Annotated in this window: 8 protein-coding genes; 1 reads left to right on the forward strand and 7 read right to left on the reverse strand. The window is 74.9% G+C overall.

Features of this window, described 5'->3' with window-relative positions; genetic code table 11:
• Positions 1-109: 109 nt before the first annotated feature.
• From UIS43_RS16645 to UIS43_RS16660, 4 genes are all read right to left on the reverse strand, one after another.
• Positions 110-2,671: a ribonucleoside-diphosphate reductase subunit alpha gene (locus tag UIS43_RS16645; RefSeq protein ID WP_041552950.1), complete on the reverse strand. Its 2,562-nt coding sequence runs from the start codon at positions 2,669-2,671 to the stop codon at positions 110-112.
• A 768-nt stretch (positions 2,672-3,439) separates the two neighbouring features.
• Complete coding sequence (locus UIS43_RS16650) at positions 3,440-4,012, reverse strand: hypothetical protein (RefSeq protein ID WP_071623020.1); 573 nt, start codon at positions 4,010-4,012, stop codon at positions 3,440-3,442.
• A 29-nt stretch (positions 4,013-4,041) separates the two neighbouring features.
• Positions 4,042-5,766, reverse strand: coding sequence for an NYN domain-containing protein (locus UIS43_RS16655; RefSeq protein ID WP_013155604.1), 1,725 nt, complete (start codon positions 5,764-5,766; stop codon positions 4,042-4,044).
• Between the two features lie 197 nt (positions 5,767-5,963).
• Positions 5,964-8,795 (reverse strand): sigma-70 family RNA polymerase sigma factor, encoded by a 2,832-nt coding sequence (locus tag UIS43_RS16660; RefSeq protein ID WP_370010729.1) that lies wholly within the window; start codon positions 8,793-8,795, stop codon positions 5,964-5,966.
• A gap of 200 nt (positions 8,796-8,995) precedes the next feature.
• Between UIS43_RS16660 and UIS43_RS16665 the strand changes: the two genes are divergently transcribed.
• On the forward strand, positions 8,996-9,739 hold the full coding sequence (locus UIS43_RS16665) for a hypothetical protein (protein WP_019608807.1): 744 nt from the start codon (positions 8,996-8,998) through the stop codon (positions 9,737-9,739).
• A gap of 263 nt (positions 9,740-10,002) precedes the next feature.
• Here the strand turns inward: UIS43_RS16665 and UIS43_RS16670 are convergent, their stop codons facing one another.
• The 3 genes from UIS43_RS16670 to eccD all read right to left on the reverse strand — a co-directional run bounded on the left by UIS43_RS16670 (position 10,003) and on the right by eccD (position 14,872).
• Positions 10,003-11,115, reverse strand: a complete 1,113-nt coding sequence (locus UIS43_RS16670) for a hypothetical protein (RefSeq protein WP_370010733.1) — start codon at positions 11,113-11,115, stop codon at positions 10,003-10,005.
• A gap of 1,481 nt (positions 11,116-12,596) precedes the next feature.
• On the reverse strand, positions 12,597-13,535 hold the full coding sequence (locus UIS43_RS16675) for an ATPase (protein WP_358456537.1): 939 nt from the start codon (positions 13,533-13,535) through the stop codon (positions 12,597-12,599).
• An 11-nt stretch (positions 13,536-13,546) separates the two neighbouring features.
• Positions 13,547-14,872 (reverse strand): type VII secretion integral membrane protein EccD, encoded by a 1,326-nt coding sequence (gene eccD / locus UIS43_RS16680; RefSeq protein WP_013155610.1) that lies wholly within the window; start codon positions 14,870-14,872, stop codon positions 13,547-13,549.
• Positions 14,873-14,973 lie beyond the last annotated feature (101 nt).

A 14,973-nucleotide genomic window follows, 5' to 3' on the forward strand; every position in this document is an offset into this window, starting at 1 on the left:
GGGTGAAGGGGACGGACGCCTCCGCGGCCCGGGGCCCGCCGGAGGGCGGGGGCGGCGTCATGCCGCCCCCGCCCTCCGGTCGCCGCACGGGGGTGCGCGGCCGCCGGTGCTACTGGCAGGCCTCGCACTCGGGGTCGTCGATCGAGCAGGCCTGGCCGTCGATGATCTCGAACTCGTCCTCGTCGGCCGCGCCGCCGGTGACGGGCTGCGGGTTCGGGGACGGGCTGGGCGCGGGGCTCGGCGCCGGGGCCGGGCTCGGCGCGGGCGAGGCGACCGGGGCCGCGGGGGTCGCGGCGACCGCGTTGAGGCGGCCGTCGGTGCCCTTGAGCGTGCTCTTCTCCACGTGGGTGGCGCTCTGCGAACGCAGGTAGTAGGTGGTCTTGAGACCGGAGCGCCACGCGCGGCGGTACAGCGAGTCCAGCTTCCTGCCGCTGGGGGCCGCCATGTACAGGTTCAGCGACTGGGCCTGGTCGATCCACTTCTGGCGGCGCGAACCGGCGTCCACCAGCCACTCGGGGTCGACCTCGAACGCGGTGGCGTAGAGGGCCTTGAGGTCGGCCGGGACGCGGTCGATGGCGCCGAGGCTGCCGTCGTGCATCTTCAGCGCGGAGACCATGTCGTCGTCCCACAGGCCGCGGGCCTTGAGGTCGCGCACCAGGTAGGGGTTGACCACGGTGAAGTCGCCGGACATGTTCGACTTGACGTACAGGTTGCGGTAGACCGGCTCGATCGACTGGCTCACGCCGGTGATGTTGGCGATGGTCGCGGTCGGGGCGATGGCCATGACGTTGGAGTTGCGCATGCCCGTGGTCTTGACGCGCTCGCGCAGCGAGTCCCAGTCCAGGGTCTCGCCCCGGTCCATGTCCAGGTCGCCGTCGCGCGACTCGGCCAGCAGGCGCAGCGAGTCGATCGGCAGCACGCCCCGGCTCCACAGGGAGCCCTCGAAGCTCTCGTAGGAGCCGCGCTCGGCGGCCAGCTCCATGGAGGCCTCGATGGCGTAGTAGCTGATCAGCTCCATGCTCTCGTCGGCGAAGGAGACCGCGCCGTCGGAGGCGAAGGGCGTGCGCAGCTTGAACAGCGCGTCCTGGAAGCCCATGAGGCCCAGGCCCACCGGGCGGTGGCGCATGTTCGCGCGGCGCGCCTCGGGGATCGTGTAGAAGTTCACGTCGATGACGTTGTCGAGCATGCGCACGGCGGTGCGGACGGTGCGGCGCAGGCGCTCGGCGTCCAGGCCGTCCGGGCCCACGTGCTGGGCCAGGTTGACCGAGCCCAGGTTGCAGACCGCGACCTCGTCGGCGCTGGTGTTCAGCGTGATCTCGGTGCACAGGTTGGAGGAGTGCACCACGCCGACGTGCTGCTGCGGCGAGCGCAGGTTGGACGGGTCCTTGAAGGTGATCCACGGGTGCCCGGTCTCGAACAGCATGGTCAGCATGCGCCGCCACAGGTCGACGGCCGGGAGGGTCTTGGAGACCTTGATCCGGCCCGCCGCGGCCTCGGCCTCGTAGTGGGCGTAGGCCTCGGCGAACTCGGCGCCGTACTTGTCGTGCAGGTCGGGGACCTCGTCCGGCGAGAACAGGGTCCAGCTGCCGCCCTGCTCCACGCGCTGCATGAACAGGTCCGGAACCCAGTTCGCGGTGTTCATGTCGTGGGTGCGGCGGCGCTCGTCACCGGTGTTCTTGCGGAGGTCGAGGAACTCCTCGATGTCGATGTGCCAGGTCTCCAGGTAGGCGCACACCGCGCCCTTGCGCTTGCCGCCCTGGTTGACCGCGACGGCGGTGTCGTTGGCGATCTTCAGGAACGGCACGACGCCCTGGCTCTTGCCGTTGGTGCCGCGGATGTGCGAGCCCAGGCCGCGCACCGGGGTCCAGTCGTTGCCGAGGCCGCCGGAGTACTTGGACAGCATCGCGTTGTTGCTGATGCCGTGGAAGATGGCCTGGAGGTCGTCGCCCACGGTGGTGAGGAAGCAGGAGGACAGCTGCGCCCGCACGGTGCCCGAGTTGAACAGGGTGGGCGTGGAGGCCATGAAGTCGAACGAGGACAGCAGCTCGTAGAACTCGATGGCGCGGGCCTCGCGGTCGTCCTCGTTGAGGGCCAGACCCATGGCCACGCGCATGAAGAACGCCTGCGGCAGCTCGTAGCGGACCTCGTCGCTGTGCAGGAAGTAGCGGTCGTAGAGGGTCTGGATGCCCAGGAAGGTGAACTGCTCGTCGCGCTCGGGGCGCAGCGCGGCGCCCAGGCGGGCCAGGTCGAACTTGGCCAGCGCCGGGTCGAGCTGGCCGAGGTCGATGCCGCGTCCGACGTAGGCGGCGAGGTAGGCGGCGTAGCGCTCGCCCATCTCGGACTGGCCGGCGGCGTCGGGGGCGCCGCTGATGAAGGTGAGGGCCTCGCGGCGCAGCTTGTCCAGCAGCAGGCGGGCGGCCACGTAGGAGTAGTCCGGGTCGACCTCCACGAAGCTGCGGGCGGCCATGACCAGGGCGAGTTCCACCTCGGCGTCGGAGATGCCGGGGTAGAAGCCGCGACGGGCCTCGGTGAGGACCTTCTCCGCCGAAACACCGGTGAGCCGCGCACAGGCCTCGGCTACGACGTGCTCGATCCGGTCGACGGCGGCAGGGGGGTTGCCGTCCTTGCTGGACCGAACGGATGCGGGCACGGCCTCGACGTCAAGGGTCATACAGCGGCTCCAACCTCGATAGAAGAGTCCCGGCGGGGAGGGGACGAGAAGCGAGGGTCGCGCGGCGCTCCCGGCGGACCGGCGCACTGGGTGCGCGCGGTCGTCCGGCCGGCGGGCCGCGGCGGCTCGTTCTCGAAGCCCCGTCGTCGGCACACACTCAGGTGTGCATCACCGGTGGCGGGTGGGCGGGGACCACGGCACCGGGGTTCCGCGGGGGTTCCCGGTACCTGTGACGGCCTCTTCTTCCACTCACCGCTGCGGGGACGGCCCGGCTCGTACCGGGTCCCCTCTGCCTCACCCCGAGGGGTGAACCACCAGCGGGAGAGATACTACATCTAGGGGATGGTGCGTTGGAACACCGCAAGATGATGGCGTGTCATCGATTTCTCAGGTTCTTCGACGATTGTCGAACACACCCTGGGGGCGTGGTATGAGGGGCTCTGGGAGGCCCGTCGGCGCGGGGGCTGAGCGCCCCGTCGGGGCGGCCCTGAGGCGGCCCGACACAGCCTAGGTCGTCGCCGGGGGCGCCCGCACCCGACCCTGCCCGTGCCGCCGCCCCAGTCGGCCCGCAACGCCCGCGCACGGGGGCCGCACGGCTCCGCGGAACCTGGCGTACCCGATCCTGCGGCCGCGGCCTCGGGGCGTCGCGGAAAAGCACTCCGGGCGGAGTCGGCCCGGGCGTGTCGCGGCCCCCGGGAGGGAAACGTCGGAAACCTCACTCACCGGGGTCGGCGCGGGCCGCGGGGGCGGGCGAGCCCGGCGCGGCCCTCACCCGGCGTCGAGCCGCCGGTCCAGGGCGTCCTCGTCCAGGCCCAGGTCGACGCGGACGCGGAACCGGATCCGCAGCAGCTCCAGCAGCAGGTCGTGGACGTAGGGCGAGGCGTCCAGGCCGAGGAAGCGGTGCGCGCCGACCGTGGCCCACCGCTCGGCGCCCTCCAGGTCGTCGTGCGCGTACAGCGCCTCGGCAACGTGGATGTAGGTCTGGAGCCCCGGGGGTCGCTCGCTCTCCAGGCGTTCGAGGTGGGCGTAGGCCGTCCCGACCTCGTTCAGTTGCAGCAGCGCACCGGCGCTGAGGGCGCGCGCGTCGATCACCGTGGGGCCGCCGTCGTCGATCGCCCTCTGGTAGGCCGAGCAGGCGCGCTCGAACTCCTGGGCGATCTCCCACTGCTCCCCCGCGCGCACGAACAGCTCCGCGCGGGAGATCTCGCTTCCGGCGTCGACCCGGTTGGCCAGGTCCATGAGCTGGGCGGCGACCCGTCCGTGCTCACCGGACCGGACGGCGTGGAATTCCAAACGGTCGAGTTCTGCCGTCGTCACGTGGGTCAACCGCATCGCCCTCATCACCTACTCGCACTCCCCGCGCAAGGATCTCAGGGCCTGGCACGCTCCAGTGCCTGCCAGAACCCCTGGCGCAGTCCGTCCCGGACCTCGTCACGCAACAGGTGGTCGATCGGCAGCGAGGAACCCTGGAGCAGACGCGCCTCCAGGTCGGAGGGCATCCGGGGCCTGCGGGCGAGGACGGCCTCGACCCACAGGGCGGGCGCCTCGCGGGCGATCGACTCCGCGAAGTCGTTCCCTTCTTTGCGCGCAACATGCACCGCTTCGTCAACGGTATGCGTGGCGGGACGCGTCTGCTGGGGATATCCAGGACTGGGACGCGGTTCCCGGTAGTCGCCGGCGGCGAACCGGCTGTCTTGTTCGGGACCAGTAGGCTGCGGTCCCCCGTAGGAGGGGGCCGCCCCACCGCGTTGGGCGGTGTCAGTTTCCGTACTGGTCCCATAGGTAGGGTTTGCGTCGTTCGCACCCCCGAAGCCGGGGTTGTCCCCCGGGCCGAACCTGGGGTCCTGGGGCGGGGCGCTCCTCTGCGGTGGCGCGTGCCCCGGTTGCCCGTGCCCCGGCTGCCCGCCGTGCTGGCCCGGCTGGCCGTGCTGGCCCGGCTGCAGGGACTGCCCCTCCTGGGAGAAGGAGCGCTGCGGCCCGGTCCCGCCGGCGAAGGACTGCTGTGGCCCGGTCCCGCCGGCGAAGGACTGCTGCGGCCCCGTCATGTGCTGCTGCGGGGGCGGTGCCTGTCTCGCCGGAAGCCCGTAGCCCGTCTGGTCGGCCCCGCGCAGCGACTGGTGCCCCCCGGTGACGGGGTAGCCCCCCTGGCCGCCCGGCGCCGGGTGCCCCCCGGTCATCGAGGCGCCCGGATAGGCGCTGTTGCCGCCCACGTTCGGCGGGACCTGGCCGCCGGAGGGGAACCCGTTGGCGTCGATCGGGCCGGACTGCTGGTTGTCCGTGTTCGGCCCGGCCAGGTGGTCCCCGCCGCCGCGCTGCTGGGCGAGGGACCTGCGCATGGCGCGCAGCTGGTCCATGGCGCTGCCCTGGGGGGCGGGCTGTCCGCCGGTTCCGGCGAACATCGCCTCCAGGCCCACGGCGGACGAGGAGGCCGCCTCCACCCGGCTGCCGCCGGGCTGCGCCGTCGCGACGGGCTGCCTGGGGGTCTCGGGCGCCGAGCGGGCGCGGCCGTTGGAGAACGGCGTGGTGGTCTTGGCAGCGGTCTCCTGGGCGGCGCCGCCGCTGGAGAGCAGGTTGACGTGCGGGCGCAGGTGGCCCGCGCCGATCTCGATGAGGTCGTCGCACTCGCGGCGCAGGGCCCGGGAGATGGTCCAGTTGCCCTCGACGGAGACGTGCACGACCGTGACGCGCACGCCCATGTCCTGTACGTCGGCCACGACCGGCGCCATGTCCTCGTCCCCGCTGACCAGGACGGCGTCGCACAGGACGCCGGTACGGGCCAGCGTGGTGAGGTCGCGCTGGACGTAGCTCTCGACGCCCTCGCGGCGGCCGGGCCTTATCCGCGCGCCGCGGAACTTGATACCGGGGATGTCGGCGATGCCGTCCTGCTCCTGGGTCCGCCGGTCGTCGGCGACCGCCTCGTACCAGTAGCAGCGCAGGAGCGGCAGGCCGGTGCGGTCCCGCGCGACCTCGTTGAGGAACTGGACGAGACCGGTGTAGTCCCAGGAGACGGAGTCCCGGTTGCGGGTTCCGTGCACTGCCATCGCGCCGTCCGCGAGAAGGTACCCCGCGTCAACGAACAACGCGCAGCGGTCCACTGGCACCGACCCCCTTCCCTGTTGTCTCTGGGCCATGTCCATGACCGGGCCACAGCCTAGCCAAGTCTGTCTGGTTTTGCGTGCCCCTTCTGAACACACAGAGTTATTGGACTGCTACTCACAGGCGGTTTTCCGGAGGGCCCCGTGGCTCCGAAGCGGCCGGACAGGCCCGGACGGGGCGGGTGGAAGCCCGTACCTCAACTACGCATGGGGGCCGTCAGGACCACTGCCCCCACCATCACGGCGTCCTGTTCGGTCAGGATTCGGATGTCCGTTTCTCGGCCAAGTACTGAGTCGAATCGGACCACGTCGGTGCCGAACGCGAGCGGGTCGCCGACCGCGCCGCGGGCCGAGCCGGTGAACGCGTTGTCCGTCCGCCCGTAGCCGCCGACCGGCTCCGCCGCCGCGCCGTCCACGGTCACCCGGTCCCCGCCCAGGTCGGGGTCGCCCTCCCAGGCCACCACGTCGATCCGGGCGGGTACGGCGGCGGGCAGCAGGCCCGACACCGCGAAGGGGCCGCCCCCGCCGCCGTGGAAGGAGACCCGGGTGTCGTCGAGGACCATCACCTGGTTGCGGGTGCCCACCCGGGGGTCCTCCAGCACGACCACGAGGCTCCAGCCCGCGTAGTGGCCGCGGCCCTCGCTCACGGGGGCGTCGCCGACCCACCACTGGCCGCCGCCCTGGGCCCGCACCAGGTCCGTGACCTCGGCGAACGCCTGGTAGGCGGGGTAGCCGGGCAGCTCGGCGACACGGTTGCTGGTGGCCTCGACGGTGCGGTAGTCCGTCATGCCCGGTCCCCTGACCCGGACGGAGGGGGCGTCGGGGGTCCCGGTCCCGGAGAAGTAGAGCCCCGCCCAGCGCACCCCGCCGCCCTCGGGGAGTTCCCAGGTCGCCGAACTGGAGGAGGTGGTGGAGGGGTCGTCGTCGGCGTCCAGCGGGACCATCGTCCAGTGGTCGTTGTCCAGGCGCGGCCCCTGGCGCAGCCTGGCCCGGGCGCAGGGGCCGTCCTGGGCCTCGGGAGCGCCGTGGAACCCGGGGCCGTCCTGCGCCCGGGGAGCGTTCTGTGCCTCGGAGGCGCCGTGGGACCCGGGGGCGTGGTGGGCCACCGTCGCCGGGCCGTGGCCGCCGTGCCGCGCCACGCCTTCGGAGAACGGTCCGCGCGCCGTTTCCGTGGGCACGTTGTTGTCCGGCGCGCCCACCGTCCCGTCAGGAGCCCCTTCGCCCTCTTCCCGGCCAGGGACCGCATCCTCCTCCATGGTCGCCTCGGCTTCCGGCGGCTCCGGTCTCGGGGACGCGGGGGCGCCCGGAGCGGGGGAGGACTCCGTGCCCGGCTCGGTCCCGGGACCCTGCGGACGCGGGTCGGGGACGTCCGGGGCGTACGGCCAGTCCCACCACGGCCACGGCCAGCGACCCCTCGGCTCCGGTTCGACGCAGGTCATCAGGGCGTTGCCGACGCTCTCCGCGCGTACCCGGCCCGCGGTGGCGTAGCGGGCCGTGACGCCCTCCGCGCTCACGCCCCGCTCCCCCGTCGCCTCGGCGGTCACGCCCGCGGCGGACACCGACACCGTCGCCGGAACCCCGACCTCGGCGTCCGGGGCCACGCGCACGTCGATGAACTGGGTGCCGTCCTCCCCCGCCGCCATCCCCGGGTGGGCGCAGCGGCCGCCCCCGCTGCCCGCGGAACAGCTCCAGTCGCCGTGTCCCACCGCCCTGGGAAGCGCGTTTCCCGCACCGCCGGAGGAGACCATCTCCACGCCCGGCGGCAGGGTGAGCTGGGCGACGACCTCCTCGGCCGCGCCGCCGCCGATGTTGCGCACGTCCAGGACCATGATCCCCTCGCTGCCCGGGAGCAGGGAGCCGACCGGGTCGATCCCCGCGGCGAACCGCGGCCCGGGCTCCTGCGCCACCTCCTCCTCCGGCACGTCGGCGGGCGGCACCGCCGGGACCGGCTCGGCGGGCTCGGGCCGCTCGTCCGCGTCGGGGCGCGGCCGGTCGCTGGCCGGAGGAGAGGGCCACGGCGCGTCCGGAGCGGGCTCGGGCTCGTCCGGAGCGGTCGGCGCCGGAGGCTGCTCCCACGGGGCCGCCGCCGGGGGCGGCTGCTGTTCGGGAAGCGGTTCCGGCGCGCTGGTCAGGGCCAGGGCGACCGCGACCGCCACACCGGCCGCCGCCGTGCCTCCGGCCACCGCCTGCTGCTGGCGGCGCGACATCCTCCCCCACCAGGCGCCCCCGGCGGGGGTGGCGGAGAGGTAGCCCGCCGCCCCCGCGCCCGCCACCAGCGGCAGGACGACCCCGCGCAGGCCGACGTTGACGTCGGTCAGCTCGGCGTAGACCGCGCGGCAGTCGGCGCAGCCGTCCATGTGCCGGTCGACCTTGGCGGTGTCGCGCCTGGACAGCCCCTCCCTGACGTGGGCGCCGAGCAGTCCGAGGGTCGGGCGGCAGGCCTCGGCGGCGTTCCCGCCCGCCAGGTGCATCTGGAGGTAGGCCTGCCGCAGCCCCTCCCGCGCCCGGTAGGCGAGGGCGGCGACGCCGTTCGGCTTCATGCCGAGCACGTCCGCGACCTCGGCCGGTTTGGCCCCCTCGATCTCGGTGTGCCAGAGCACCGACTGCCAGCGCTCGGGGAGCGAGAGGAAGGCCCGGGCGATGAGGGAGCGCTCCAGCCCTTCGAGCGCGGGATCGACGAAGGGCTGGCCGGGGACGAGGCTCTCCATGTCGTCGGTGACGACCTGGCGCCTCTCCCCGCGTCCCCGGTCGTAGGCGGCGTTGCGGACGGCGGTGAGCAGGTAGGGGCGGAAGGAGTCCTGCGGGCCCCCTCCTCGCTGGATGACGCTGAGCACGCGGGTGAACGCCTCGGCGGCGGCGTCCTCCACCTCCGCCTCGCCGCGCAGCAGTTGCCGGGCCAGTCCGCGCGCCGCCGCGGCATGGCGCTCGTAGAGGGTGGCGTAGGCGCCGGTGTCGCCGTCCCGCACCCACTGAATCAACTCACCGTCACCGACCAGAGTCTCTGTGTGATCGTCGGGGACGTCGTTCACCCGGCGTCCTTTCTGGGGAGTGTGCGCCGCGGTCCGGGGAGGAGCCCCGGTCCGGCGCTGGAGGACACGTGCTCGAAAAATATCCCGCATTCGCGTCACAGCCGCCACCGATCTCCGTAATCAGGGGTGAGGGAGGACGGAACGCGCCGAGCGGACGCGGACCCGCCTCCGCGACAGGACCGACCGACGGGAGCGGCGCCATGGGAGATGCCGAGGTGAGGACCGGGACGCGGGACCGTACCGCCCGTGCCCGGGAACTGCGCGCGCCGTGGGGCCGGCGGAGCCGGGAGGCGGGGTGGGACCCGCCCGAGAGCTGGTGGACGCCCGCCGTGGACGCGGTGTGCGGGGCCTTCGCGGCGGGGGACGACCTGGCCGGCCCCTGCGGGCTCCTGGGCGGGGCGCGGGCGCGTTCGGGGGTGGGGATCGGGCAGAGCCTGGACGACCTGTCGGCGTTCACGTCGGTGGCGGGGTGGCGGAGCCCGCCGCCGGTCCTGGTCCGGGCGCTGGCCGAGGGGTGGGCGGACGCGGGGCGCGGGTGGCAGACCTGCCAGGACCCGCTGACCGGCCTGGCCACCGCGGAGTACCTGCGGACCCGGCTCGGTGAGCTGTACCGGCACACCGGCGACGGGGCGCCGCCCGCCTCGGGGCACCGGCTCGTGGTCGTGGCGCTGGATCCGGGGATCGACCCGTGGCGGCGCACCGCGCGGTTGATCGTGCTCGGCCACGAACTGCGCGGGTTCTTCACGCGCGGGGAGTCGGTGTGCCTGCTGGCCCGGGGTCGGATCGCGGTGGTGGCCCCCGAGTCCGCGGACCTGGACCGCGAACTGGACGCGCTGCGCCGGGGGACCTGCTGGGAGCACGGGGCGGCCGTGTGGACGGTGCCCCTGCCCGCCAGCCACGGGGAGGCGTTGTCCCTGGTCGGGGGGTTGGAGGACAGGAGATGACCTGAGGACGCCGTCCCAGCGCCGCGAGGCCCCGGCCCGAGCGGCCCGGCGCGGGACGGCAGAGCCGACCGGACCGGTGCTTCGCCGAGGGGACGGACCCGGACGGTCGGCGCCCGCCGGACCGGGTTGTCCGGGTCCTCTGGCCCGCGCAAGGGCGGCCCGTGGACCGGACCGGCGGATGGGGGGTGCCGTACGGCGTCCCCGGAGGCGCGTCCGCAAGGGGAGGCGGGCGCGCCTCCCCCTGCTGTCACCCGACCGCGGGTTCACCCCAGGTTGAGGCGTCCTCCGGTCACCGCGAAGACGGCCCGGCGCCAGGGGGAGGCCGGGACGCTTTTCACCGCGGCGATCCTCTGCTCGTATCCGCCCTGGACCGGGGTGCGCCCGTCGCCCACGGCATCGATCCAGGACTCGATGCCCAGTGCCCGGGGGTCCTGTGCCGGAGGGTCCTGCGCGGGGACCTCAGTGGGCGGGGCGTACGGGGTCGGGGCGTACGAGGTCGGCGGGTCCGGGCGGTCCCCGGTGCGCGGGACGCCCTGATCGGGTTCCGGCCGCCCCACACCCGCGTAGGGTGCGGCCGGAATGTCCGCGAACCCGGTGGGCCCCAGTGGCCGGTCGCCGTAGGCGGGGTAGGCAGCGCCCTGCTCCGGCTCCCGGGCTCCGGGAGGAGCGGACTCCTGCCCGGCGCCCGGTGAGGAACGCTCGGCGGCCGCCGCGGAACCGGCCTCCCCCGGCGCGGGTCCGCTGACAGCGGTGCCCGCCTCGAGGGGAGCGCCGGTGGGCTGGGCGGGGTCGGTGGGTCCGGAGTCCTCGGCCAGGGCCTCTCCCGCTCCCGTGCCCGGCACGGACGTGCCGGAACCGGGAGCGCTGTGGGAGACGGCTCCTCCACCGGTGTCGGAGGAGTCGGCCTCCCCGGACCCGCGAGCGCCGTCGGATTCGGGCCCGGCTGGCCGGATGCCCGTGCCCGCGACGGGGGCGGCCGTCTCCGAGGAGTCGGCCGGGTCCGCCTCCACGGGCGGCGGAGCCTGGACGCGCACGGTGTCCGTGTCGGGGCGCACGGGTTCGGGGACCCCGAGGGAGGACTCGGTCTCCTCCGGGCCGCCGGGTTCCGCGGCCTCCGGCTCGGGTGCGAACGGGGAGACGCCCTGGTACAGCGGGGAGCCGTGTTCCTGTGCGGCCTCGGGGGCGGTAGGGGCGGGTGGGGTCTCCGAGGCCGTTGAGGACTCCGGTGAGTCCGGTTCCTCCCCGGTCCGCGGGGCCTCCCTGCCCTCCTCCCGCATCTTGCGGGCGCGCCGGTCGGCGCCCATGACCAGGAAGACGTCCGTCTCCTCCGCGTCCGGGTCCGGTGAGTCCTCCTCGCCTCCGGGGTTGACGGTCACGGGGTCCGCCGGGCGCGGCGGACCGACCCGCCGGGGCTCGCGGGTCGCGCCGGGAGGTACCGGCGGGCGCGACGCCTCGGAGGCGGAGGTCGTACCGAACCAGGCGCGGGCGGGCGGGACCTCCTCGCGGGGCCGGGAGTCCGAAGACGTGCCCTCGTGCGGCGGGGCTTCCTGTCCGCCCGGCGGTCTCCGGCTGCCCGGCCGCTCCCGCTCGCCGGGCGGCTCCTGGTCGCGCGGCGGTTCCGGCCGCGGGGCGGGCGACGGGTTCGCGGGAGGCGCCGGTGGCGCGGCGGGAGGAGCGGCCGACGCGCTCCGGTCCACGGGCACGGCCGGGTCCGGCTGCGGCTGCCATGGCGCCTGCTGTTCCGGAGGCTGCGGCCACTGCGGGGGCCGCGGCCACGATGCCCGCTGTTCCGGCGGGCTCTGCGCGGGACCGGGCCCGTACTGCTGGGGTCGCTGAGGCTGCTGGGGTTGCTCGGGAGGCGCCGGAGGCTGCTGGGTCGGCGGTGCGGGCATGGGCGTCCCCGACAGGAAGGCCTCGGCTACCGAGTCCTGCGCGAAGGTGCGCGGCGTCGCCGTTCCACCGGGCGGGGTGGGGGGCCGTTGCGGGCCCGAGTGGCCCGCCCAGGGCGCGTTGGGGCCGGTGGGCTCGTACGGCCTCGGCGGCTCGACGGCGTAGGGCGTCGGAGGAAGCGCCCCCTGTCCCGGATAGCCCGGCGCGCCGCCGGGCGGGGTGCCCTGGCCGTGTCCGGGCGCGTCGGAGAACCAGCCGCCGGGCGGGGCTGGTTGGGGGCCGCTGGGCCCGCCCTGCTGGCCATACGCGTACTGCGGACCGCTGGGAAAGCCCTGGTCGGCGGCGGGCCGCTGAGGCCCGCTGGGAGCGCCTTGCGGACCACGGGGGTGCTGCCCGCCCGGAGAGACCTGCGGACCGCTCGGCGCGGCGCCTCCACCCGGAAAACCCTGACCAGCGGCAGGCCGCTGAGGCCCGCTCGGCGCAGCGTTGGCGCCCCCCTGCCGGCCGTACGGGTGCGCCGTTCCCCGACCCGGGTACGGCGTGTGCGGGAAGGGCCGCTGGCCGCCGGACGGCTCGCCCCGCCCCGGTTCCGGCCACCGTGCGGCGTCCTGACCGGCGGCGGTCTCCGATCCGCTCGGGACGGCCTCCCCTCCCGGGAAGCCCTGACCGGCGGCGGGCCGCTGCGGACCGCTCGGCGCCGCGCCGCTCCCCCGCTGCCCGGCGTCGTGGCCGCCGGACGGCGCGGGCTGGCCGTGCACCGGCCCGGGGTGCCGTCCCGGTTCCCCCCACGGCGCCTGCCGCCGACCTCTTTGGTCGGGACCCCCGTGCACGGGAGCCCCCGGTTGCCAGCCGGTCGGGTTCCCGGCGTCCGGCGGCGCGTCCGGGTTCCCCCGTCCGTCGTGCTCCTCCCGGGTCTCCTGCTCCCCGGGAGGGGTCCCCCGTTCCGGTTCGGGTCGCTGCTCCACGGCTACTCCCCTCCTTCGACGCGCGTCCGGACCGGCCCGGCGCCGTCCACCGAACGGTCCAGCGCCTCGGCGGCCACCAGCTGAACGGTCCGGTGGGTGGCCTCACCGATGAACCCGGGGCGTACGACCGTGCCCTGGGCCAGGTGCCGGTCGTGCGGCAGGACGATGACGCCCGCGCCGCTCTCGGCGATGATCCCGGTCGTGCGTGCCACGTCGAACCCCGGGTCCTCACGCCGCCGCTCGTCGAAGACGACCACCACGGTCCGCCGTACCTCGTCCTGTCTGCCGTCCGCGACCAGCAGGTCCAGCTCGCGCCCGACCCGGATCGCGGCCTCCCTGGTCGCGCGGACCACGCGCACCCGTGCGTGGGCGGCCCCGCCGACGGCCTCCACGAACGCACCGCCCGACTCCCCGGCCACGAGGGTCACCCCGAAGAAGCGCGAGATCGGCAGCAGCCCGGACATGTAGGCCCCGGCCCCGCCCGGGGCGGCCCGCACCGTCCACAGGCGCTCGTTGGCCTCGCCGAGACTGGCGCGCACCGACTCGAAACCGGTGGGGTCCACCCCGTCCAGGTCGCCGGGCTCGTCCAGGCCCAGCCGCTCGGCCAGGGACGGCGCCCGACCGGTGGCGTCCACGGCCAGCACCCGGTCGTGGCGGAAGTGCGCCAGCGAGCGGGCGACCAGCGCGGTCACCACCGACGCGTCGGCGCCCGACCCCAGGTCGTCCACGACGATCCGGCGCCCGGTCGAGGTGGGGCGCTGCAACCGCCTCCCCAGCTCGATGGTGTCGGCCACCTCGTCCGCCGCCCGGAACGGGCGCAGCGCCGCCCGGCCGACGCGGCGCACCCAGCCGTCACCGCGCACCGGCCGCGTCCCGGAGGCGGCCGAAGCGGCTCCGGCCGGAGAGGCCCCGCCCGGGGCCCGCGTCTGTGAGGCGTTCATCGTCCCCCCGTTCAGAAGGTCGTGAGGAGGCGCTGGAAGGTGCCGAACGCGCCGATCGCCAGGGGCACCAGCACGACGACGGCGACCGCCTCGAACCTGCTGGTGACACCGCGCAGCCGCGCCCGCACGTGCTCGGGCTGCTCGATCGACAGCACGACCGCGGGGACGGCCGACACCGCGACCGCGATCCCCAGCGCGGGCCACACCCCCCAGGGCACGGCCTCGGCCCAGGAGAGGAGGAAGGCCACCAGCACCACGAGGCTCGCGGCGATGAGCACCGACTTCTGCGCGACCAGCGGGAACAGCCGGGCGCGGCTGGCCACCACCAGGGCCAGCACCACCGACAGCCCCGCCGTCCACCAGTCGAAGTGGGTGGCCAGGCCGATCCCCGCCGTGGCCGCGGACACCGCCACCGCGATCGTGGCGATCACCAGGCTCCGGTGGGCTCCCGCCACCGAGGTGAGCACGTCGCTCCGGGTCACCGCCTCCCCGGAGCTGCGCCGGTCGTCCAGGACCGCCAGCCCGGAGAACATCAGCGCCAGGCGGAGCAGCAGGCTCAGCAGCACCACGCAGGCCACCGCCATGATGACGGCGATCTGGTAGGTGGGCAGGCCCAGCGCCGCGCCCACCGACCACACGACCGCCAGGGCGAGTCCGACCCCGCCACCGGTCAGGCCGCCCCGGCCCAGTCCCGACGTGAGCCCGAGCAGCAGGACCAGTCCCGCGACCAGGGCGGCGCCGCCGCCCCAGCGGGCCCACTCGGGCCAGCCGAGCTGGTCGCAGGCCAGCCACAGGACCAGTCCGCCGACCGCGGTGCCGCTGATCGCCAGGGCCGTGCCCAGGGGCTCCCGCCAGGTCGGGCCGATCGACGCGCCCACCGCAACCAGCACGGCGGCGACCACGGCCAGGCCGACGAGGCCGCCGTTGCCGGAGAAGTACCCCTGCACGATCCAGGCCGCGCCCACGGCGAGGGCGACGAGGGAGACGGTGGCGGTCCAGCGGGCCGCCACCGGGTTCCAGCGCCCCTGGTGGTCGTCCAGGGCCATCGAGACCGCCTCGGGGACCTCGTGCACCACCGGGGCGGGCACCGGTTCCTCCGCCCGGACCAGCCGCAGCACCGCGCCGTCGGTGATCTGCCGTTCCGCGAGCGTGGTGTCGCCCTCCAGGACGATCCCGGAGGCGGTCACCAGGTGCCGCAGTTTGGCGGGGTTCTCCACCTGGTCGCCGAGGAGGTCGAGCACCTCGGGCATGAGCGCGCCCACGGGTTCGCTCGCGGGCAGGACGGCGTCGACCCTGCGCTCCTCGCCGACGAGGGTCACGCGGCTCCAAGCGGTCATTGCCTTCCCATCCTCGCTCCTGCGTCACCGGTGGCCCTGGCCACCGCTCTCGGGTCCGGGGTCCGGGCCCCGGAATTCGGTCGTGCCCTCCAGCCGGACGG

The sequence above is a fragment of the Nocardiopsis sp. LDBS0036 genome (assembly GCF_041228755.1).
GTDB lineage: Bacteria > Actinomycetota > Actinomycetes > Streptosporangiales > Streptosporangiaceae > Nocardiopsis > Nocardiopsis dassonvillei.